Genomic DNA, 24554 nt, shown 5'->3' with positions numbered 1-24554 from the left:
TTAAGATAGTTACACTCTTAATTTATTTTAAATGAAACTTTATGGCTTTATATTATTTTAAACTATTTGCAATTTCAGTGAAGATAACACCTAATCCATAAGCTCCTGCATCTGGATATCCTAAACTTCTATCTCCGACAGTTCCTGCTCTACCCATACGAGCTACTATTTGCTCAGTTGCTTTAGCTCCTTTTACAGCTTCTTTTGCACCTTTTTCAAATGCTAATTTGAAACTATCATTTTCTTTTGCACTAACTTCCCATGAATTTGCACATGGAACTAATGCATCTATTAAAGTTTTATCTCCTACTACAGCTCCTCTACCAAAAGATCTTTCCCCTGTAGCTTGTATTCCATTAACTGCAGCTTGCATCATTTTTGCAAAATCAGAAATTGTCATTTCTTTTTTATCTCCTATAAATCTTCCTGCAGCTCTAAATGCAGAACCCCATATAGGACCTGATGCTCCTCCACAATGTTCCATGATTACCATTGAACAATCATCTAAAAACTTACCAATAGTTAAATCTTCATTTTTAACTATATCTCTCCACTCTCTTTTTAACTGTTTAAATCCTTTTGCAACACTCATACCAAAATCTCCATCTCCAGCATGAGAATCTAATTCACAGAATGGAACTTCATTTTTTATTATAATTTCACTCATCTTATCTACTATATACATCATATTATTTATAGTTAATTTGTTATCTTCTATATTTGAAAACTTCTCATCAGTTTCAACTTTAAAACATACATTTTCTATGTCTGTATTATTTTCATTTATATCTACATACTCTATAGCTTCAACTGGACCTGATACTTTAAATCCTGGAGCTTCACTTACTTGTGAAAGTAGAGTCTTTAATTCTTCATCTAACTTCATTATAGATATAGATGCTCCTTCCATATCTATACTAGTCATATAATTTCCAACAAATACTCTTGAAATCTTAATATTTCTATTAGCTAACTCGCGAGTTACTGAATTATTAAATAGATATAATTCTTGTAATGGAGTTCCTCCAAATCCATTTATCATTAAAGCTACTTCTTCATTAGATTCTCCAATCTTCATATCCTTTAATATTGCATCTACCATTTTTTTTGATAGTTCATCTGCTGAAGTTAACTTTTCTCTTCTTATTCCTGGTTCTCCGTGTATTCCAACTCCAAACTCAATTTCATCTTCTCCTAATTCAAAAGTTGGTGTACCTTTTGCTGGAACTGTACAAGATGTAAGTGCAAACCCTAAACTACGAACACTATCAGCAGCTTTTTGAGCTATTCTTTTTACTTCGTCTAATTCCATTCCTTTTTCTGCTGCTGCTCCAGCTATTTTATGAACTAATACAGTACCTGCAACTCCACGTCTTCCTACAGTATATAAACTATCTTCAACAGCTATATCATCTTCTACTTTTATATAATCCACTTTTATTCCATCTTCACTTGCTAAATGAGCAGCGTTTTTAAAGTTCATCATGTCTCCACTATAATTTTTTATTATTAGTAAAGTTCCTTTTTCACTAGCTGTAGATTTTATAGCTTGATAAACTTGTATCTGAGATGGTGATGCGAATACGTCTCCACAAACAGCAGCATCTAGCATTCCATATCCTACAAAACCTGCATGTGCTGGTTCATGACCACTTCCACCACCACTTATTAAACTAACTTTATTTTTATTTATATCTTTTCTTTTTATTACTTTATATTTTTTTACAAATTCAAGTTCTGGATGTGCCATAGCTATTCCATTACACATTTGCATAACTATATCTTCTGGTCTATTTATTATTTTTTTCATATTTACATCCCTCTATTATTTTTATATTCTTTTCCTATCTTATCAGCTGTTATAATACATGCAGCTACAGATTCTATATCTATAGGAAATGGCATAGCATATATAGATTCTTCTGGAATACAAGCTTTTTCTGCTACTGCTAAAGCTTCTTCTTCTGTAATACTATCTACACCTATATCTTCTAAACATACTGGTAATCCTATTTCTAAACAGAAATCTAGAACTTCATTTATCTCTTCTGTTGGAGCGTTTTCTAATACTAATTGAGCTATTGTTCCAAATGCTACCTTTTCTCCATGGAAGTATTTATGTGTTCCTTCTAACATTGTTAATCCATCATGTATAGCATGTGCCGCTGCTAATCCTCCACTTTCAAATCCTAACCCTGATAAAAGTATATTTGTTTCTATAATATTTTCTAATGCCTGAGTTACTAAATTACAATCACATGATTTTTTAGCTTTAACACCATCTTTTAGCAGTGTTTCATAACATAATTTAGCAAGCGCTAATGCTGCATTAGTTCCTATAGCTTCTTCACATCTACCTTCTCTAACTCCACAAGGTAACCCTGCATTTACTTTAGTAAATGAATTTGATGTAGCTCTTGCTTCGAAATATGTTGATAACGCATCTCCCATTCCTGAAACTAAAAAACGAGTTGGTGCTTTAGCTATAACTGTTGTATCTACTAATACTACACTAGGACTTTGCTTAAAGTATGCATAGTCATCAAATTCACCTTCTGGTGTATATAATACTGCTGAATGGCTTGTTGGTGCATCAGTAGCTGCTATAGTCGGTACTATTATCAGATTTTCTCCTTCAGCAACACATTTAGCTGTGTCTATTGCTTTTCCTCCTCCAAGTCCAATTGTACAAGAACATTTATTATTTTTAGCTATTTCTTGTAATCTAGCCACTTCTTCTCTTGAACATTCCCCTTGGAAGTTACTTTCTATAAATTTTATATCGAATTTTTTTGCTGTTATATCTAATTTATTTTTAACACGTTGTATATCATCTTTATGAGCAATTAATAACGCTGAATCTCCAAATACTTTAACAAAATAACCTAAATTTAATAATTCATCTTGACCTTGTACATATTTTGTTGGACATATAAATGCTTTTCTCATATTAATCTCTCCTTCGTATTTTACAAATACTATATTTTTTAAGTTATTTTTATTATAATATCGTTTTCATAAAATTTCATTGGAGTAATATGTTGAAAAATTACAATTCAAAACCGTAATTTTTTTAACTAATATAGTAAAATTGTAATCTTTCTACTTTTCGTAATTTTTTTAACAGTATATAATCTTATTTTATTAATGCTTCTTACAATGCTTTCTATATATAGCTGGTGTTACACCTTCATGTTTTTTAAATATTTTTATAAAGTATCCAGATTCACTAAATCCAAGTTCTTCACTAATCTCATTTATATGCATATCCGTTTCTTCTAATAAACTTTTAGCCCATTTCATCTTTAATTTTGGTATATATGTAGAAAACTTCTCGCCTATTTCTTTTGAAAACAATCTACTAAAATAACTAGTACTTACATGGCATAAGTTCGCCATATCTTCCATAGATATATTTTCACTTTTATGATTATATATGTATTCTATTGCAGGTTTTAAAGTCTTGCTTATAGATAAACTTTCTCCCTCTATATCATCTTGTTGTGATATGCAACTATTTATAATTGCATTAGACATTTCTTTTTGTACGTGTCTAATATTTTTTATACTATATCCCTTAAAATTCTTTGCATTAACTTCATCTTCACTCTTTATGGCTTTTTCATACATTTCTAAAATTAAATTTTTATCTAAAGCTTCTTCAACAATATAGCTAGACATACAAAACAACATATTTGAAATATCGTTTACCTCATCATATGATAAAACTGGCAAAGCTTCATAGTATTCTTTTAAATCGTCCGATATATTATATTCTCTTATATTTTTGTTTGATACTTTTACTATTTGTTCTAAAGTTTCACAACAGTTAGAATCTGATAATTTTACTTGTCCAGCCATAATAGCCCCTATATATTTATCATCTATTATTATAGGTATAGCAACATCTACTATATTATAATGACATAAATAAATATATGGTTTATTCATTCTTACTGCCTCTAATCCCCCTCTTGAATCACACTTATGACAATACCTAGCCACTTTTGGATCAGATCTTACTGCTTCACAAAACTTATGGCATCCACTATGCTTTGTTACAGGGTTTCCTTTGTAATCTACTATAACTATAGCCATCTTCGTTACTAGCGAAAGATAATCTTGAAGTGTATCCCATTTTCTAAAGTCTATGATTTTTTGCAAACTTAAATTATCATTTCTCACTTTTTGAGCTCCTTTAAAAGTAATTTTTCTAATTATTATAATAATTTTATCATATAATTCTCATTTCCATAAAAAAAGATATACAAAATATAAATATTTTGTATATCTTTTATATATTATTTTAATTTAAAGTTAATAGTAACTGGATTATGATCTGTATATTTAAATTCTAAATTAGTTCCTTTTACACTTGTTACATCTATATTATCTGAAACTAAAAATCCATCTATAATTGATAGTAAATTTTCACCTTTCTTGTATTTGATATCCATTGTTCTAGAAGTTGGTATTGATTCATCAGCTATCCATCTAAATCCATTTGGATTAAAATCACTAGGTATATCTTGTAACCATGCTGGTTTTTTTTGTGTAGTTTCAAAATTTTTATAATCAGTTCCTGGAATTTGTTGATTAAAATCGCCACCTAAAACTACATAATTTCCTTTAGAAGATTCCTCGTTTAAAAAATCTTCTATAAAATCTAGTTGTTGTAATCTTACTTTTCCACCTTTATCATAAGCTGACAAATGAGCATTTACAAGAACTAGTTCTTTTCCATTTTCAACAGGAGTTCTACTTACCATTATACATCTATCTAATTCAGCTAGTTGCCTTATGAAACTTTCTTTTCCTGGTAAATCATATCTAGTAGATTCTTTTATGTAATATTTAGACATAGTAGTAAGTCCAGCTAAAACTTTTCCATGTGGATCACTTATAGGAACTGGAACCCATGGTACTTTATAGTTTATAGCAAACATAATACCATAATCTTTAAAGTTATTTTTGTATGCTTCATATTGATCAATATTAAAACTTCTTGTTGATTCCTTGTCTACTTCTTGTAAAAAGTAAATATCCGAATTTAGTTTTTTCATTTCATCTATCATTCCATTTAAATCTTCATGTACTCTATCTTTACTTATAGCCTTAGACATAGTTCCTCCATCCATAAAGAAATCTATATCCTTATCAGTTCCAGCATAGCCTGTATTTAAAGTAGTTATAGATACATCTTCCCCAATAGCTACTTTTTTACTTTGATTGTCCTCTACATCTATAGTGATTTCACTTTCTGGTTTATAATCTGTAGCTATCATAAACAATAAATAGCCTCCAAGAATTAATATTACTGTAACTACAATTCCTAATATTATTTTGAATATATTTTTTTTAATCATTCTATTCCCCTTTTCTGTTATGTTAACGTTATCCCACTCCTAATATACCAAATCTATTTTAGTTTGCATATAGATTGAAAGTAATTAAATTAACTTTTTATAATAGAAGTTACATTCCATATTGTGGAAAATTTAGCTTAATTAGTGTATCATCTATGAAGTGTTTGTTTTTATATAAAATTTTACATTTGGAGGTATTTATGACAAAAACATTTAGAAACAAAAACTTTATAAAAAAATCTTTAATTATTTTATCTATTTCATCAGTAATTATTTCGAATTACTCATTTCCTGTATCTGCTTTAGAATCATCTACTCCTATAAATAATTCTATTGAAAAAAACTATACTATCAGCTATCTAAATAAATTAGATTATGATACTCTGATAAAATTCATTAAAACATCAACAGATTTCAATTTCAATGAATTTTTCAAGTTTAACAAAGATACTATAGAGTTTTATTCTAATACTAACCGTTTAGATAAACTTATCGATGCACTAGAAATATCTAGTCATAATTATACTAAAGATGATACTAGAGAGGTTTGTAATCTTATAGAAGTTATTCGTGCTGGATATTATATAGGTGCATATCATAACGAACTTGCTTTATATAGAACTGATAAGTATAAAGCTAAACCTAATAAAGCTCTTTCTTCAATTATCAATAACAAAAACTTTAAACTTGGTTCTAAAAGCCAAAATGAATTAATTAACAGTGTAGGAAAATTTATAGGTAATTCTTCTGCAAGTAGCGATGTCATTAATAGTCTATCTAAAATTTTGACTGATTTTAGTGAAAATTTTAGTACATATTCTCTTCAACAAGATAAATCAAGTGCTGTATATAGTCTATTAAATGGAGTTAATCAAGTTGTTAATTATGAATATAGTGTAGAAGACGAAAACTTAAGCACTAATAGTTTTTATAAAAACATAGACCCCTTTATAACTAGCTTAGAAAAATTATGTATCACAGATTCAGATAAAATCAATGAAAGTAATGAATATATAGTTAATAATGCATTATACTACACAGGAATATTAAGCAAATTTAAATCTAATGCAAATGAAAGTCAAAGAGCTTTAACAAATGCAATGAATAAGTATTCTTATTTATCATATCAATATTTAGAGGCTGCTCAAGCTATTGATAAAAACTTTAACCATAAAGACTACAATGGTAAAATAATCAATTTTAATGATATTAAGGAAGATGCTAAAAATAAATATTTATCTAATACTTATACTTTTGATGATGGTAAATTCATTGTTAAAGCTGGAGATAAAGTCTCAGCTGAAAAAATCAAAAGAATGTATTGGGCATCTAAAGAAGTTAAGGCTCAATTTATGAGGTTAATTCAAAATGATACTCCGTTAGAATCTAACAATCCAGATGATATTTTAACTGTTGTTATTTACAATTCTCCAACTGAATATAAGTTAAATCAAAAATTATATGGATGTAATACTGATAATGGAGGTATATATATAGAAAAAACAGGAACTTTCTTCACATATGAAAGAACTCCTGAAGAAAGTATTTATACATTAGAAGAATTATTTCGTCATGAATTTACTCATTATCTTCAAGGAAGATATTTAGTAAATGGTATGTGGGGTGAAGGTAATTTCTATAAAAATAATGAGCTTACTTGGTATGAAGAAGGTAGTGCAGAGTTTTTTGCTGGTTCAACTAGAACAGACGGTGTTAAACCTAGAAGTTCAATAGTTAGAAATTTAAAATACAATGATCCTATGGAACTTAAAGACCTTTTACATTCTTCATATGGTGGGTGGAATTTTTATAATTATGGATGTGCTTTTTCTTCTTATTTATATAACTCTAATCCAGAAGCATTTAAATCATTATCTAATTACATAAAAAATAACGATATAAATGGATATAAAAACTATATAAGTAACTTATCTAATAAAGATAGTTTAAATACTAATTACAAGAGCTATATAAATGAATTAGTAAATAATGACAAAAATATAGGTACTCCACTTGTATCTGATTACTATACAGTTAGACATGGTTACAAAAACCCAGGAGAGTTATATTCTGAAATAACTGCAACTGCTAACTTAAAAAATGCTAATATTCAAAAGCACCATTCTCAATTCTTTGATACTTTTACTTTAACTGGTACTTACACTGGTACTCAAAGTAAAGGTGAAAACTCAGACTGGAGCAATATGAATTCTAGTTTAGATAATACACTGAAAGAATTAGCTAAGAGAAATTGGTTAGGTTATAAAACTTTAACTGCTTACTTTAAAAATCATAAAGTTGATAGCAATGGAAATTACCAATACGAAGTTGTAATACACGGTATTTTAAATACTGACCCGAATAGTAAAAGTGAACAAGACTTTGACCTAAGTCCAGTAGCTAACATAGTTTCTAAGACAAGAAATTACGCAGGTGAAACTATTGAATTTAATGGTTCTAATTCAAAAGACCCAGACGGAAAAATAGTAAGCTATAATTGGGATTTTGGAGATGGAAATAAATCTACAGATATAAACCCTAAACATACTTTTAATAAAAATGGAGTTTATACAGTAACTCTTTCTGTAACTGATAATTTTGGAAAAATAACTACTACTTCAAAACAAATTGAAATAGTAAATAAGAACAAAGAACTAGTAATTAATGAAGTTGAAGATAATAACAGATTTAGTACTTCAAATGAAATAAACCGCTCAAATACAACAGTTAAAGGAATTTTGTCTAAAGGTGATATAGCTGATTCATTCTATTTTGATGTTACTAAAGAAGGCGAAGTTAGTATAAGTTTAAAAAATACTAATTTTGATAATGTTTCATGGTTAGTTTACGATGCTAAAAATACATCAAACTATTTAATGTTCCCTGATTTAATTAATAATGAACTTAAAGGAAGTATGAACTTAAAGCCAGGAAGATATTATATTAATGTTTATAGATTTGATAGAAATGCAAGTCCTGATAGTTATGATTTAAATGTTGAAGGTAATATAAATAAAAAAGAACAAACATCTTCTAATCAAATACATGATACTACTGTTAATGAAATAGAAAAAAACGATTCATATGAAAGTGCAATGCCTATAAACCTTAAAAATATTATAAGTAGCTCTATTAGTAAAGATGATACTACAGATATTTATAAATTTACATTAGATAAAGAAACTGATTTAAAAATAGTTTTAGAAAATAAAAAAAATCTAGGAGTTAACTGGCTACTTTACTCTACTGATGATTTATCTAATTATATAGACTATGCAAAAGCTAACGGAAGTAACTTAGAATCTACTTGTTCACTTAAAAAAGGAACTTACTACATATATGTTTACTCATATGATAGTAATTCTGAAGGAAGTTATAAACTAAATTTATTATAAATATCAGAAAATATTTAAATTTACAATTATATATATTTTTATTGACTTATTTTAAATATGCTTTATAATTGTATACATTAAATAAATAACTGAGATAGAGGCGCGAAGATTAAGAGTATTATTATGGAGGTAAGCTCGATGAAGTAATATGAAAGGAATTTTCGCCGAAGTAAATAGTTAATAGCTTTAATACTATTTGCTGGGCTTATATAAAATATATATAAGACTGTCACATTTATGTGGAGTGCTATTTTCAATGAAATATACAGTATATGCATAGTATTGCATATTACGTTCGTATAAAGTCATGAGTATAGTCTCATGGCTTTTTTGCGCTTTAAAAAACTATTTTTAGTTAATCAAGCGAAACGAATTTTTTATTGTTATGAATTTTTTATTATCTTAGTTACTTATTTTATAATTAGCACCATTAGGAGGATAATTAAAAATGAGTGATCAAAATCAAGAATTGAAAAGAGGTTTAAAAGCTAGACATTTAAATATGATAGCTTTAGGTGGTTCTATAGGAACGGGTATATTTTTAGCAATGGGAGATACCCTTCACCAAGCAGGTCCAGGGGGTGCATTAGTTGCTTATGGACTTATAGGTGTTATGGTTTATTTCTTAATAACTAGTTTAGGTGAAATGGCAACTTACATGCCTATATCTGGTTCATTTAGTTCTTATGCAACTAAATTCATAGATCCAGCTTTAGGTTTTGCTCTTGGATGGAACTATTGGTATAACTGGGCTATAACAATAGCTGCTGAAATGGTTGCAGGATCTTTAGTTATGAAATATTGGTTCCCAAATATTCCAGGTTTTTATTGGAGTATATTATTCCTTGGAATAATCGTTGGATTAAACTTTTTATCATCAAAAGCATACGGTGAATCTGAGTATTGGTTTGCTGGTATAAAAGTTGTTACTGTAATTGTATTTCTAGTAATAGGAGTTTTAATGATTCTTGGAATAATGGGATCTGACGAGATAGGTTTCCATAACTACTTTATAGCTGATGGACCTTTCCATGGTGGAGTTAAATCTATATTTGCAATATTCTTAGTTGCAGGCTTCTCTTTCCAAGGTACAGAACTTATAGGAGTTGCTGCTGGAGAAAGTGAAAATCCTGAAAAAACTATACCAAAAGCTATAAAATCAATCTTTTGGAGAATATTAATATTTTATTTAGGTACTATAATTGTCTTAGGAGCTATAATACCATTTACACAAGCAGGTGTTTCAGAAAGTCCTTTTACTATGGTATTTGAAAAAGCTGGTATAGCTGGTGCTGCATCATTTATGAATGCAGTTATATTAACTTCTGTATTATCAGCTGGAAATTCAGGAATGTATGCTTCAACAAGAATGCTTCATTCAATGGCAAAAGAAGGTCTTGCTCCTAAAATATTTGCTAAAACTAATAATAGAGGTGTTCCTGTAAATGCATTAATTTTAACTACATTAGTAGCTTCTGCATGTTTCTTAACAGGAGTATTTGCAGAAAGCACTGTTTATGTTTGGTTAGTTGCTGCATCTGGACTTGCTGGTTTTATAGCTTGGGTAGGAATAGCAATTTGCCACTATAGATTTAGAAAGGCCTTTATACACCAAGGTCATGATTTATCTGAATTAAAATTTAAAGCTAAATGGTATCCATTTGGACCTATATTAGCACTTTTAATGTGTTTTGTTATTATACTAGGTCAAGGTTATTCTTGTATAAAACCTACAGGTGTTGATTGGAATGGGTTAATAGCTTCTTATATTGGTATACCTTTATTCCTTGGTTTATACATAGGATATAAAGTTAAGCATAAAACAAAAGTTATTTCTTTAGACGATGTTGATTTAACTTATCATGATGATACTAAAAAAGATTTTAATGAAATAGAAAAAGAAATATCTGAATTAAACTAAAAAAATAGCTAGATTAAATTAAATTTAATCTAGCTATTTTTTAATTTATATAGAAATTTCCCCTCTACATAAATTTAAATAAATATATTAAACCTATTACCCCTAGTATTACTAAAGCAATAGCTGCATATCTTTCAATTTTTGTAAACTCAGGCTTATTAGGTTCAGTTTCTTTTCTAGCTTTTTTGAATACTGGAATACCTATTGCATATATTACAAGAGATATTAATAAATATTCAAGTCCAGCTGCATAAATTAACCATAATCCATATATAGTCCCTAACATAGCAGTAACTACTGCATAAGTACGACTTGCAAATATCTTAGGATATGTGCTATCTTTTGAAGCTATTTTATATAAATATAAAGTTGATGCTATATAGCAAGGTAATGCCATTACACTAGTTATACTCAACATCATATTCCATGCATTTCCTGTAAAGTGAACACATATTAATATTATTTGCATTACTATAGTTGATGCAAGTAATGAAAATGATGGTGCTTCATTTTTATTTTCTTTTGTAAATATTTTAGGGAATGTTCCTCCTTTAGCAGCTGCAAATGGAAGTTCTGAAAGCATAACTGTCCATATAAGCCAAGAACTTAATATAGCTATAATTACACCGATATTCATTATAATGCTTCCCCATTTACCCATTACTGCCATTAACACTGCTGCTGTTGATGGTGGAGCCATTTTTGAAACTGTTCCTTGAGGAACTACTCCAAGTGGAAGTAATGAAAGTGCAGTGTATAATAGTAAGCAAATTAAAAAGCCTAAAAATGTAGCTTTTCCAACATCTTTTTGAGATTTAGCTCTTCCTGATACAACTACAGCTCCTTCTATACCTGTAAATACCCATAAAGTTACAAGCATTGTACTTTTAACCTGAGGTAACAATCCTCCAAGAGCACTGTCGTGTACTGATGCTACAGTTTTTAAGCCCCAGAAATCTGTGAAGAAAAGTGAAGCCTTAAATGATATAGCCAATACTAATAAAAATATAGCTAAAGGAACTAACTTACCTATAGTCCCTATAATATTTAAAAATGAAGCTTGTTTAACTCCAGATAAAACTGCAAAATATATAATCCATAGCACTATAGATCCACAAACGATTGATAACCAATTATTCCCTCCTGTAAAATATGATGGAAAGAAATAATTAAGTGAATCCATTAATAGTACTGCATATCCTACATTAGCAAAAGAGTTGCATATCCAATAACCCCATGCCATTAAAAAACCTGTAAACTTGCCAAATCCAAGCTCTCCATATGCATATATACCAGTTTTTACTTCTGGTCTAGCAGCCGCAAGAATTCTAAAAGTATTGGCAATAAACCACATACCTATCCCTGTTATTATCCATGCAATTAAAATTGCACCTGCTGATGCATGTTGAGCCATATTTTGTGGTAGATTATAAACACCTCCACCTAACATAGCACTTATTACAACTCCGGCTAAAGCAACTACACCAAGCTTTTTAGTGCTATTATCGTCCTTTTTACTACTAGCTTTATCGCTCATAATAGCCTCCTAAATTTCATTTATTTTTATGAAATACCTTAGCTTTAAGTGCATTTTGCTATTTAATCCCTTAACAAAACGTACTTAAACTCTTACCCTTGAGTACACTCTGTTAAAGGCTTAAATTCCATTTCATCTAACCAGTTGTTAAGTGTCATTTGATTTAAACTTGAGAATCCTGTACTAGGTACTGCATCTCTTGCAAGAGTTACATATGGTGCACATGTTAATGCATTTCCTATTTCTCCTGGTTTCATTATTGTATATGCAAATCCTACATAAGTTCTATCAAATACGACATGAGAATCTTTACCACATTCTTTAACTGACCAAACTACTGCTTTTCTATGTTCTTCTAGAAATGCTTTTAAGTCTTCTTCATTATCATTTTTTGTCCAAAGTCCAGCATCTTCTATAAATAAATCAGCACAGCTATCTCTATCGTTTGATAATGATATTGCTATAAATGACCAAACTCCATAAGCTTCTCCATCATTGAAAGGTCTATTTTCTTTCGGTCTATATGATGTAACACTTTTATTTGCACATATTACATGAGCTCCTGGCGCTGTTGTAAAACGTCTATTTTTTTCTGTACCAAATAACTCTATACCTGCTTCTAATAAAGGTTTTGCATCATATACATGAAGAGGTGTTCCATCAAATTGTTCTACATCAAATAATGGTTGTTGTTCTTCAGTAACTATAGATTCATGTGCTGCTAAATCATATCCCCAAACTTGTCCAGCTATTCCACAGAAAGAAGATGCAGTTAGCATATTAATTTGTCCAACATAAGCATCATTTATTTCTGCTCTGTCATATGAAACTATACCATCTAATAAAAAGTCATCTGTTTTTTCTACAGTTCCAACTGACACTGTAAGTACTGAAACATATCCATTACCATATGCTCCTGGCATTCCATATCCATCACAGTAACGATTGTATGGACTAATGGCTGTTTTATCAACTTTAGCAGCTCTCACTTTTCTTACCTTATTAGGCCCTACCCCTATGGTTCTATTTCTTTTTTCTTCAAGATTTTTGTTCATCTTAAAATACCTCCTTAATTTTTTTGTTGCATGTAAATTAGTATACCCTTTACTAAATGCCCAAACCCGAAAATGTTTATTTCTTTATATTTAGAAATATAAAAACTTTGTATCAACTTGTATATTATTTAAGTTCAACTATTTATAATACGTATATATGACATACTATAAAATTTTCCTATAATTATTATCTATTTTTACTATTTAACTTATTTCTTTTTAAAGATTATAATATTGACATAGAAATACTTTACTATGAAAGAAGGAATTTTAAATGACTATAAAACTAATATGTATAGATATGGATGGAACGCTTTTAATAAATCAACAAAATATATCTGAAAAAGATAAATTAGCTATACAAATGGCTGTAAACAAAGGTGTTCATGTTGCTATTACAACTGGTAGAGTTTATAACTGCGCTAAGTTATATTCTAATGAAATAGGTTTAAAAACTCCAATAATAGCATCTAATGGAGCTTTTATAGGTGGTGTTAATGGCGAGGTTATTTATAATAATCCATTAACTCAAAACGAGGTTTTTGATTTCTTAAAAATAACAAATAAATATAACCTATTTTCTTATCTAACTGCGAACTTTGGAATTATATCAACTTCAGAGCTTCCTGATAATCATATTTATAAAATTTTAAATAATAGATTAAAAGATAATGAAAAAATAAGATTAGAAGTGTTAAATAGTATAGAAGATGCATGTAGTTTATATCCAAATGAACTATTAAAAGGAGTTTGCGTTGAAAAGTTTAATACGAGTAAATTAATGCAAGCTAAAAATGAATTAAAAAATTTAAATCCAGAGCTTGAAATAGTTTCTTCTTGGGATGATAATTTTGAAGTTATGAAAAAAGGTAGCTCTAAAGGTGATGCTGTTGCTTATCTTGCTGAGTATCTTAATATAAAAAGTGATGAAGTTATGTGTATAGGTGATAGCGAAAATGATTTATCAATGATAAAATATGCAGGAATCGGTGTAGCTATGGGTAATGCTATAGATACAGTAAAAGCTTGTGCTCAATATATAACTGATACAAATACTAATTCCGGTGTTTCTAAAGCAATAGAAAAGTTTATTTTAGATTAAATATAAAAATAGAGTATTTATAAATACTCTATTTTTAATCTTCAAATCTATATCCTACTTTAAATACAGTTTTTATATTGTTTTTTAAATTTAATTTATCTCTTAATCTTTGTACATGCATATCAATAGTTCTAGTCTCTCCCATATAATCAAATCCCCATACTTTATCTAGTATTTGTTCTCTTGATAAAGCTATATTTTTATTTCTTAAAAATAAAATAAGTAAATCAAATTCTTTTAAAGTTAATTCAATAAATTTATTATCTACTTTAACTGTTCTATGTTCTATATTAACTTCCATATCATTTACTTTTATTATATTTATATTCTTATTATATCTTCTAGCTACAGATTCAATTCTAGCTAAAAGTTCAATACTTTCAAATGGTTTAACTATATAATCATCAGCCCCTAATCTAAGCCCTTTTACTTTATCTACCACTGAATTTTTAGCAGTCAAGAATATAACTGGTATGTCTTTTTGCTTTATATATCCTATTAATTCAAACCCATCTACTTTCGGTAACATAACATCTAATAATACTATATCTATGTCATTATCATCAAACATTAATTTTGCTTCTTCTCCATCTTTAGCTGTTAATACTTTATACCCCGATATACTAAGATTTATATCAATTAAGTCTCTTATCGCCACATCATCTTCTACCACTAATACGTTCATAATTTCCTCCAAATATACTTAATGTTTTATAGATTTTCTAAAAGCTATAATTTTTTCATTATCATAATCTATATCAAACCGATAACTAATAGATTTATTTTTATTATCCTTGCATATAACTCTTACTCCACTGCTATAGCTATAATCAAAATAACTATCACCTATATTAATATTTAATTCATGTGCTAAAGGTTGAATTATTTCCTTAGCTTTATTGATATTTAATGCCTTGTTTTCTTTATAATTTTGTATTTTCTTGTATTCATAAATCCCTATGTTATATATTTCTCCACTATCAGCACTAATACTGCAATAATAATCTCTAATACTATCTAATCCATCATTTTCATATAATAATATACTCCATTCATATTTATCTTCATTTTTGTTTAAATCTATATTTTCATAAAGATTTTCTCTATCTAAATCAATTTTAAATCCATTTTCAAAAACTTTTAAAGTCTTTGAAACGGCTTCTTCACGAGTTACATAATCCTTATTATTTGAATCTATAACATTAGAACTAGATAGATCTTTTTCTGAATAAAGAATATTATTTTTATATCTATTAAATGGTATGTTTAATAAAATACTTATTCCTATAACAATTAAACTTAAAACAAATATATTTCTCAATTTATTATTCATGCTTAATTTTCTCCATTTTAAATGTTAATGTAACTTTAGTTCCTCTATTAATTTCACTTTCTATATCAAATTCAATATCATTAGCTATACAAATTTCCTGACATATAGCAAGTCCTAATCCAAGATTGTTTGTTGATTTAGATCTTGATTTATCAACCATATAAAAAGGCTCTCTTACTTTCTTTAAATCAATTTCTGATATCCCAAACCCCTCATCTATTATTTGCAGTTCATATTTGTCTAAATTTTTTATAGCTCCCCTAATATATATATATGAACCTTTTTCAGAAGCCTTTATAGAATTGTCTAAAATATTTGTAATTAATAATACTATTAATTGCTTATCACCTATTACTCTTTCATTTTTCAAATCTATTTTAATATCTATTTCATTTTTATCTATTTTATAATTTAATCCTTTTATAGTTTCACTAACCACATCTTTTATAAAAAACACATCTTTTATATTGTCATTATTTTGAACCATGATTAACTTTATAAGTGATGAACTCATATTTTCCAATCTCTTACCTTGAGAATTTATGTAATCAAGAGCTTTTAATTTAATACTCTCACTTATATTTCCTTTTAGTAATAAATCTGAATATCCTATTATAGATGTAATTGGAGTTTTCATCTCATGTGTCAAATTATCTATAAATCTTTGCTTTTGATTATTTATATTTTTTAATTCATCTATTTTGTCTTCAATTTCTTGCATCATAGCATTAAAATTTTTAGACAAAATTCCTATTTCATCATTATTTTTATAACTTGATCTTTTAGTATAATCCCCTTTTGTTATACTATTTGAAACTTCAGTAAGTTCTTCTATAGGATTTGTTATGTTCTTTGATATTATATACATTCCTATAGCTAAAAGTATTGTTACTAATCCACTTAGTACTATGAATATCTCATAATTTTTAATTCTTTCTTCATTTAAAAAGCTTATATCTTTAGTTATAACTAACTTATAAATATCTTTATCAATTTTTATTGCAGAACTAACAAATATTAAATTTTTATTGTCTACATTCCTAATTATAAACTTACTTTCATCTATATCTGTCGTATTTAATTCTAATCGCTCATAATCGATATTCATATCTACATCATTAATAATAACTTCGTTCTTATCATTAAATACTTCTATATTTTCTATTTTTGAAACATCTCCATATATATAGTTTTTCAAAAGCATCCAAAAGCTGTTACTATTGTTTGAATCTATTGAGTCTAAATTTATATATATAGAATTTTTTATACTTTTTTGTTCATTTATAGCTGCTACTATTGCATTATCTAAGTTTCTATTATATATGTTTTGTATAATAGCTATTCCAGCTCCATTAAATAAAACTATAAATAAAGTTATAGAATAAACAAATATCTTTTTCCATATTTTCATTACATAGATTCTCCTCTTTTATATATTTTTTATATTCTACATAGTTTTACTTAATTAATAATACTATATCTTAAGTATTATCTTTTAATTAATAATTTATTTTTACAACTATTTTACATCTAGGTTACAATGAGTATTAATCTCCTTTTTATAATAAGTTATAGAAATTAGTAAAAAGGAGGAAATTTATGAAATATATAAGACTTTTATATAATAAAAAATTTAAAAATATTGTTTTTCTGCTATTAACATTATTAATCTTAGGATTAATATATATTACTTATGCAAATTTAAATTCTACAAAGGCATATACATCTAACAAAACCACATTATCTGATGATGAAAAAATGGTTATGAGTTCTAAAAGTTCCGTAATTAAGGATTTAGTCAATATTTCTTACTCAAATCCAGAAGTAGATGCTATTTTAAGTAATTTAGATGCATATCCTTCTGAGTTGCTTGAACTAGCATCCAAGAATAAAGAAACTCTTAATTTTGTAACTAACTACCCTAAAAACATTTCAAATATTAATAAATCCGTATCTATTGAAAAAGATTATGTTCCTGGAAAAATTCCTTTATTTTTACAGTGGGATGAGCGTTGGGGATATGATAAATATGGAAATAACTTTATCGCTTTAAATGGCTGTGCTCCTACATCTTTAGCTATGGTGGCAGTTGGACTTACAGGCAATACTACTGTAACCCCAAAAACTGTTGCTGATTATTCATTTAAAAATAGTTTTTATGTAAATGGTGTTGGTTCTAGTTGGCAACTTATATCCAAAGGGGCCTCTTATTTTGGACTAAAAAGTAAGGAGATTCCGTTGAGTAAATCATCTATTTTATCATCTTTAAAAAGAGGTAACCCTGTGATTGTAACTGTAGGTCCCGGTACATTCACATCCTCTGGACATTTTCTTGTTTTAACCGGAGTGGATAATGATGGTAGAATTAAAATTAATGATCCTAATAGCAAATTTAATTCTTCAAAAACTTGGAATATAGATGTCTTTCTTAAAGAAAGTAGAAACCTATGGGAGATAAGTAAAATGTAAAATCCATATATATTAGTCTATATTTTAGTTATGTTTTTTCCTTTTGATTTAGGGTATGAATAATTATTATATGTTAGATTGGAAGTTATAATTATGAGCATTTTATCTATAACTAAGTTTTTCATATTAAAATATGGTGTGATTAGTGTTTTCTTTGCTAGTATGCTTGAATATCTATGTATTCCAGTCCCAATAGAAATTGTATTACCCTTTGTGGGTGCGCTTGCTAAAAGTAATAATCAAAATATATTTTTACTTACTTTAGTAGCCGTTCTTGGTGGAACCACAGGTTCTTTAATTATGTTTTTAGTAAGTAAGTATATACTTAAAAACTTTGTGGAGGATTTAGAAAAGAAATTTCCTAAATTTGAAACTTCCGCTAAAAAATCCGAAAAATTTTTATATAAATATAGATATATAGGAGTATTTTTATCAAGAACAGCTCCAGCAGCAAGAACTGTTACATCTATAATTGCACCTTTGATAAATATGAAACTTAGTAAATTTTTATTTTTTTCTGCTTTAGGTATGACTATATGGGATTTTATGTTGATTAAGTTAGGAACTATAGTTACCGTAAATCATAGTTTAATTAGTGAACTTATAAAAAAATATATGTTACTTATAGTTCCTTTAATAATACTTGTCATAGGTTTATATTCTTTCATAAAATCTAGACGTTCTAAAAAAAATTCACTATAATTTTACTGAACGTAAAAATAGGTTAAAATTAGATAAAATCTAATTTTAACCTATTTTTAGTTTAATGCTTATTTTCTTAATATATCACATATAGCTTCTTTTAACTTTATCATCTCTTCTTCAAAATACTCATCTGATTTTTCTTCAAATACTCCATCTTCTTTATAAAAATTTGCAAATTCTTGATTTATATATCTTGGAACAACATGCATATGGTAGTGATTTAACTCACTAAACACTCCTCCATTTTGACATATTGTAATTCCATCAGGTTTATAAACTTTATTTATTGCTTTAGATATTATTACAGATGCATCCATTATCGCCTTATAAGTATTAATATCTAATTCATAATTCTCTTTATAATGGTGTTTAGGTAAAATCAATGTATGTCCATCATTAAATGGTTGATAATCTAAAATACAGTTTACATAGTCATTTTCATATACTGTATATATTTTCAGATTATTATTAGATAACTTACATCCTAAACATTCATTATTTTTTATCATTTAATAACCCTCCATTTAAATCGTATTTACCTGGAATTGGATTATATCCATTTATTATTGTAGTAGATTCGTATGGTTCACAACTTACACCTAATACTTTGTCATTATCAGCAATTATATATACTATTGTTGAATCTATATCATCGCCTTTTTTAGAGTCTAGTTTATGATTTTTAACTCTAACTGTATATTTTATTAAATTTTCATGATCTATATCTATATTATAAGCTTCACTTTCTTCAGCTGAAATATAATATTCAATTGATTCATCTGAACTTATTAATTTTAAATCATTCTCTTTTAAAACATTCTTAACTACTTTCGGTGTTAAAAGCACTTCTTTTATATTTTGTTCTGCAACTACGTATCCACATAATAAAATTCCTATTATTATTCCTATAGCCACATTATTTCTTTTACTTTTCTTGTAAGTATCAAGCTTATCACTTTTAACATATTCATAAAAGTTTGTATAAACTAACTGTATGTAAGGTCCTACCCATATATATGCAATCCCAAATGTAAATCCTACTAGTAATATCCATCCTATTAAACTTAAATTAAGAATTATGTAGTCTATAGCATGTCCTTTCATCATTATAATAGATTTTTTTATCGCCTCTATACTACTTATATCTTTTTTATCAGCAACAATATATTCTACCTGTGCAAATATTATCATAAAAAATGTGTTAGCTATAAGTATTATTGATTGCATCATAACTATTGCAAAAAAATTATCTTTAGCTAAAGCTATAGGAATTACCGCAAGAGGTATTGTTAAAACAGCCATTATAATATATTGAATTAAAGTTACTAGATAAATTTTATCTAATCTATCTTTTATTTTGAAAATATCTTTAAATTGTATTTTTTCTCCTCTTACACAATTTATAGACATATAATAAAATCCTATTGTTAATGGTGTTCCTATAAATATTGGTATTGTAAGTAGCAAAATGTATGCTACATATGATGTAGTAACATTATCTATTATTAATGTTGGTATTGTAATTAAAATAGATATAAATAAATTAGCTAAAATCATAACTTTATTATTTGCAGCTAATTGTCTTTTGGCATCTGATTTTATTTGTGCTCTTATTTCTCCCCTGGTCATAATCTTTACCCCCTATTATTTTTATTTCATCGTTATAATAAATTATATATAACTTTATCATATATTTAGGTTACATTAAGTTTACAGGTTATCTTATTTTTTAAAGTTTTGTGGCAAATACTGATATAAGTTCTTCATAAAAATCTTCTATATTAAAATACTTATCTCTATTTTTTTCATAATACTCTAATTTTTCTATAAGCTTTAGTATATACCTATATCCTAAGTCATAATCTCTTTTTATATGTTTATCAGCATAATAATCTCCACAATATTTTCTAGTCATTAAATTAGAAAATGCTCTAATTATATGTTCATTAATACATTCTTCAAAATCTCCATACCCAGCTATATTTGTTTTATATTTTTTCAAATCTTCATAGCTACTTTCATATTTCTTTAACTTACTCATATTAGTTTTAGTTAATGGATTTATAATTGGATGACTTAGCTCATGAAATATAGTATTTATATATCTAGAATCTAAATTGAATTTAGCCATATTATTCTTATTTAAAAACTCTAAAACTATAAAAATATCTATATTCCCTTTTTTACTTTCAAAGTTAATTCCAAAATTTCCTCTATTTAAATTATGTATTATAAGATTATAGCTATTAGCTGATTTTCCATAGAAATTTTCAAATTCTTCTATAAATGGATATTTGTTTAAATTACTTTTTACTGCTATTAATATTTCTTTGTACTTATCATATATTGTTGGTATGAATTTTTCAAAATTTATTTCATTTTTAAAATCGATAATTAAGCTTATTAAATCATTTATGTTATCTATACCCCCACTAAAAGCTATACAAGTTTCACTTAGATCATATTTGAATTTAAATGAATCTAAGTTATCTATAGATAATGCAATTTCAATAGGCCTTACTAGAAAAAATCCTACCTTTGTCATTTCTTCTATTTTTTTATAAACTTTGTGATTTTCAAATTTATTAAAGTATAAATCTATAGCTCTAGTATAATCAGTGTTTTCTACTATAGGTGAAAATCCTATCATATCCTTACAAATTTGATTGTGTTTACTTTTATATAAGATAATACTAATTAATTCTAATGCTAAATTAAGTTCTACATTTATTTTTCTATAAACTTTCATAATTTTTTTCCTTTCAATTTTTTAATATATATATCATATTTAAACACTATTTTTCTATTAAAATCATAGAGATAAAATATATCCTTCTTTAAAAAGTGTTAGTTAAATTAATAGTAACTAAATTAACCTTATTAATTTAGTTACTACAGTATCATGTATATACCTTTTTTATTTTTGAAGAAAGATATTTAGATTTTAATAAATTATTATGATGATAAAAAGGAGATTAATTTTAATGAGCTTAAATAAATGTAGTAGAAAAAGTTGTAACTCTTTATATGATAAGTGTGAAGATTTGTTAAACTACCATGTTATCCTAAGAATGAAAGATGATAGCATCTTTGATGGTATTATAGTTGATCTTGATGAAGATAACATAGTAGTTTTAGTCGGGGAAGATGTATTTTATGATGACAAATGCAACGGAAGAAGACCTCGTAAAAGATATAGACGATTTAGACGTAGAAGATTTCCTCTCCTAGCTTTAGCTGCTATATCTTTGTTACCTTATCATTACTACTATCCTTATTAATAGTGTATATAGTAAAAAATACTACTATCTCTAGTTTATTAGAGTTAGTAGTATTTTTTTTAGTTAGCTGTTAATCTGTCTATTATACTTACAAGATTAGCTATCTCAGGTTTAGTTATTTGTTCATCTGCTCCTATAGATTTACCTTTTACACGCATTTCTTCACTTATTAATGAAGAGAATAATATTAATGGTATGTCTTTAAGAACACTGTCTTCTTTTACAAGCTTTGTTAGTCTATGTCCATCCATTAAAGGCATCTCTATATCAGTTACTATACATGCAACATGCTCTTTAACTGGATCTCCACAAACTTTTACTTCTTCTAAGAAATCCCATGCTTCTTGTCCATTGTCTACCTTTACAGTGTTTTTATATCCTGCTTTATGTAAACATTCAACTATCATCTTAGAAAGTAATACTGAGTCTTCTACTATTAATACAGTATTATCACTTGGCTTACGATTACCTAACTTTTCTATATCTGAGAATTGTATACTTGATTCTGGACTTATTTCTGCAATAATTTTTTCAAAGTCTAATATAGTTATAAGTCTATCTTGGTATTCTGCTATTCCAGTTGCAACGCCTTCATCTCCACCGTATATAACTCTATCAGGCTTTTTAATTGATTCCCATGAAACTCTAGCTATTCCAACCACTGTTTCAACATGGAATGCAAAGTTTAATTTGTTAAAGTGTGTTACTATGAAAATATCATTACCATTCTCATTTAGCTTAGGTATATTTAAGTATTTTCCTAAATCAATTACTGTTATAATTTCATTTCTTGGCTTAAATACCCCTTCTACCACTTCATGTGAATTAGGCATTTGTTTAACATCTTGAGCAATCATTATTTCTCTAACTTTTGCTACATTTATTCCGAATAATTCACCACCAATGGTAAATTCCATAATTTCAAGTTCATTAGTTCCCGATTCTAAAAGTATTTTTGTTTGACTTGTATTTTCTGAAAATCCCATGACAACCTCCTATTTTACAAATTTTATAAATATAAAAAAATATACGTACTTACATCTTTATATACGGATTATTTCAATAATTCTAGAGTATTCTTTATAATTAATTCTTTAATTATTTTATTATAAAATTTTAGATAATATATAAAATAATAATTATTACTATAACTATAACGACTGCAGATATTTTTTCAGAAGGCAATCCTAAATTAAAAGGTAAATATTGATTTATATTAAATAATTTTTTTCTTTCTTTATTTAAATATCCTAGCTCTTCTTTTTTTATTTCCTCTAACATTAATAAATTCATATTGTATTGAGCTTTTGAAATTAATCCATTTTTATTTATAGATTCTAAATCATTAATCACTTTAGATATTACTTGTTGTTTTTCTTCTTTTGTATCAAACTTATTTATATTTTCTTTTAAGTTTATGTATTTTTCTTTCAATTCTTTAGCTATTTGTTTAATTTCTGGATATTTATCATTTATAAATTTTTCTTCTTTAGGATTTAATTTTTCTCCCTTTATTACTTTCACTGCTATTATTTCTGCTTTTTTATCTTCCAATTGAATCTTTTTGCTTTCTTTTGCAATTTCTTCTATAACAGCTATTTTCACTTTAACTTCTGTTTTTGATATAAGATTATTTTTATCTAAATTTTTTATATCTTTAATTGCATTAGATATTATAGCTTGCCTTTCATGGTCTGTTTTACATGATCTCAATTGTTCTTTTAAATTTGAATACTCTTTCGTAGCTTTTTCTACCATTTCCTTAACTTCTGGAAACTTCTGATTTATAATTTGTTGTTCTTTAAGAGTTAATTTTTCACCCTTTATTATTTTTACAGCAATTATTTCTGCTTTATTTAACTCTTTTTGCGATTCTGTGAAACTCTTTTGAGCCTCTTCGACTCCGGATAATTTTATTCTAGATTGTAGTTCTGAAAGCACGCCTTTTTTAATCATAGTCTTTATATATTTAACAACATTAGAAATTAATTCTTTTCTAGCTTCATCAGTTTTACAATTCTTTAAATCTTTTTTTAGAGTTTCACATTCTTTTTTCGCTTCTTTTGCAGTTTGTTCTAGCTCTGGATATTTTTCTTTTATTAGCTTTTCTTCCTTTGGTGTTAGTTCTTCTCCTCTAACTATCTTTATAGCTGCTAGTTCTGCATTTGTTATTTCTTCTTTTATTCGGTTTAAAAACTCTCCTACTTCTTCACCCTGAAAAGTATTTAGTTTTTTTAGTTCATTATTATTTAATGTTGTTTCTAATTTATTTTGAATTTTGTTTATTTCATCATTAGATTTAAGTGTACTTTTGCCGTACAAGTTAGCATTATATGAGTTCTTATTTACATTATTAATCATTTCACTTGCTCCTTAAGTGATATATATTC

General features: G+C 27.1%; 20 protein-coding genes and 1 riboswitch. Of the genes, 6 read left to right on the top strand and 14 right to left on the bottom strand.

The genetic code is table 11. From position 1 onward, the window contains the following. Positions 1–52: 52 nt before the first annotated feature. The 4 genes from dhaK to ACEXNK_RS13345 all read right to left on the bottom strand — a co-directional run bounded on the left by dhaK (position 53) and on the right by ACEXNK_RS13345 (position 5366). Entirely contained in the window at positions 53–1810 is a 1758-nt protein-coding gene (dhaK, locus tag ACEXNK_RS13360; protein WP_373599046.1) for a dihydroxyacetone kinase subunit DhaK, read from the bottom strand. A 2-nt stretch (positions 1811–1812) separates the two neighbouring features. Continuing rightward, positions 1813–2949, bottom strand: coding sequence for a glycerol dehydrogenase (locus tag ACEXNK_RS13355; protein ID WP_373599045.1), 1137 nt, complete (start codon positions 2947–2949; stop codon positions 1813–1815). Between the two features lie 195 nt (positions 2950–3144). After that, a complete protein-coding gene (locus tag ACEXNK_RS13350) occupies positions 3145–4185 on the bottom strand; it encodes a PocR ligand-binding domain-containing protein (protein ID WP_373599044.1) in 1041 nt (346 codons plus the stop codon). A 116-nt stretch (positions 4186–4301) separates the two neighbouring features. Continuing rightward, positions 4302–5366: an endonuclease/exonuclease/phosphatase family protein gene (locus ACEXNK_RS13345; RefSeq protein ID WP_373599043.1), complete on the bottom strand. Its 1065-nt coding sequence runs from the start codon at positions 5364–5366 to the stop codon at positions 4302–4304. 200 nt (positions 5367–5566) lie between these two features. Between ACEXNK_RS13345 and ACEXNK_RS13340 the strand changes: the two genes are divergently transcribed. Both ACEXNK_RS13340 and ACEXNK_RS13335 read left to right on the top strand, forming a co-directional pair. After that, positions 5567–8761: a collagenase gene (locus ACEXNK_RS13340; RefSeq protein ID WP_373599042.1), complete on the top strand. Its 3195-nt coding sequence runs from the start codon at positions 5567–5569 to the stop codon at positions 8759–8761. An 87-nt stretch (positions 8762–8848) separates the two neighbouring features. Beyond that, positions 8849–9019: riboswitch (Lysine riboswitch) on the top strand. A gap of 190 nt (positions 9020–9209) precedes the next feature. Continuing rightward, positions 9210–10682: an amino acid permease gene (locus ACEXNK_RS13335; protein WP_373599041.1), complete on the top strand. Its 1473-nt coding sequence runs from the start codon at positions 9210–9212 to the stop codon at positions 10680–10682. 64 nt (positions 10683–10746) lie between these two features. Here ACEXNK_RS13335 and ACEXNK_RS13330 read toward each other — a convergent pair whose 3' ends face one another. After that, positions 10747–12219, bottom strand: a complete 1473-nt coding sequence (locus ACEXNK_RS13330; protein WP_373599040.1) for a basic amino acid/polyamine antiporter — start codon at positions 12217–12219, stop codon at positions 10747–10749. A 92-nt stretch (positions 12220–12311) separates the two neighbouring features. Continuing rightward, positions 12312–13274, bottom strand: coding sequence for a histidine decarboxylase, pyruvoyl type (gene hdcA / locus ACEXNK_RS13325; protein WP_373599039.1), 963 nt, complete (start codon positions 13272–13274; stop codon positions 12312–12314). A gap of 274 nt (positions 13275–13548) precedes the next feature. On the opposite strand from hdcA, the gene ACEXNK_RS13320 reads away from it, so the two are divergent. Further along, positions 13549–14376 carry a Cof-type HAD-IIB family hydrolase gene (locus tag ACEXNK_RS13320; RefSeq protein ID WP_373599038.1) on the top strand — a complete coding sequence of 276 codons (828 nt, stop codon included), beginning with the start codon at positions 13549–13551 and terminating at the stop codon, positions 14374–14376. Positions 14377–14410: 34 nt separating this feature from the next. On the opposite strand, the gene ACEXNK_RS13315 is transcribed toward ACEXNK_RS13320, so the two are convergent. From ACEXNK_RS13315 to ACEXNK_RS13305, 3 genes are read right to left on the bottom strand one after another with little or no spacing between them, the layout of a single operon-like run. After that, complete coding sequence (locus ACEXNK_RS13315) at positions 14411–15061, bottom strand: response regulator transcription factor (protein ID WP_373599037.1); 651 nt, start codon at positions 15059–15061, stop codon at positions 14411–14413. 18 nt (positions 15062–15079) lie between these two features. After that, positions 15080–15709, bottom strand: coding sequence for a hypothetical protein (locus tag ACEXNK_RS13310; protein ID WP_373599036.1), 630 nt, complete (start codon positions 15707–15709; stop codon positions 15080–15082). Beyond that, on the bottom strand, positions 15702–17120 hold the full coding sequence (locus ACEXNK_RS13305) for a sensor histidine kinase (protein ID WP_373599035.1): 1419 nt from the start codon (positions 17118–17120) through the stop codon (positions 15702–15704). The genes ACEXNK_RS13310 and ACEXNK_RS13305 overlap by 8 nt, the downstream gene beginning before the upstream one ends. A gap of 188 nt (positions 17121–17308) precedes the next feature. Between ACEXNK_RS13305 and ACEXNK_RS13300 the strand changes: the two genes are divergently transcribed. Continuing rightward, complete coding sequence (locus ACEXNK_RS13300) at positions 17309–18178, top strand: C39 family peptidase (protein WP_373599034.1); 870 nt, start codon at positions 17309–17311, stop codon at positions 18176–18178. Between the two features lie 93 nt (positions 18179–18271). Further along, positions 18272–18880, top strand: a complete 609-nt coding sequence (locus ACEXNK_RS13295; protein WP_373599033.1) for a DedA family protein — start codon at positions 18272–18274, stop codon at positions 18878–18880. A 68-nt stretch (positions 18881–18948) separates the two neighbouring features. On the opposite strand, the gene ACEXNK_RS13290 is transcribed toward ACEXNK_RS13295, so the two are convergent. From ACEXNK_RS13290 to ACEXNK_RS13280, 3 genes are all read right to left on the bottom strand, one after another. Next, positions 18949–19392 (bottom strand): HIT family protein, encoded by a 444-nt coding sequence (locus ACEXNK_RS13290; protein WP_373599032.1) that lies wholly within the window; start codon positions 19390–19392, stop codon positions 18949–18951. After that, complete coding sequence (locus ACEXNK_RS13285) at positions 19379–20512, bottom strand: DUF975 family protein (RefSeq protein WP_373599031.1); 1134 nt, start codon at positions 20510–20512, stop codon at positions 19379–19381. Before ACEXNK_RS13285 ends, ACEXNK_RS13290 begins: the two co-directional genes overlap by 14 nt. Before the next feature lie 100 nt (positions 20513–20612). Beyond that, positions 20613–21632 carry a DUF4932 domain-containing protein gene (locus ACEXNK_RS13280; protein ID WP_373599030.1) on the bottom strand — a complete coding sequence of 340 codons (1020 nt, stop codon included), beginning with the start codon at positions 21630–21632 and terminating at the stop codon, positions 20613–20615. Between the two features lie 235 nt (positions 21633–21867). Between ACEXNK_RS13280 and ACEXNK_RS13275 the strand changes: the two genes are divergently transcribed. Continuing rightward, positions 21868–22164: a hypothetical protein gene (locus tag ACEXNK_RS13275; protein WP_373599029.1), complete on the top strand. Its 297-nt coding sequence runs from the start codon at positions 21868–21870 to the stop codon at positions 22162–22164. Between the two features lie 59 nt (positions 22165–22223). Here the strand turns inward: ACEXNK_RS13275 and ACEXNK_RS13270 are convergent, their stop codons facing one another. After that, positions 22224–23150 (bottom strand): chemotaxis protein, encoded by a 927-nt coding sequence (locus tag ACEXNK_RS13270; RefSeq protein ID WP_373599028.1) that lies wholly within the window; start codon positions 23148–23150, stop codon positions 22224–22226. 130 nt (positions 23151–23280) lie between these two features. After that, positions 23281–24525, bottom strand: a complete 1245-nt coding sequence (locus ACEXNK_RS13265) for a hypothetical protein (RefSeq protein WP_373599027.1) — start codon at positions 24523–24525, stop codon at positions 23281–23283. Positions 24526–24554 lie beyond the last annotated feature (29 nt).

The organism is Paraclostridium bifermentans (assembly GCF_964259345.1).
In the GTDB taxonomy this organism is placed as follows: Bacteria; Bacillota; Clostridia; order Peptostreptococcales; family Peptostreptococcaceae; genus Paraclostridium; species Paraclostridium bifermentans_B.
This window is presented reverse-complemented; position numbering and strand designations above follow the sequence as displayed.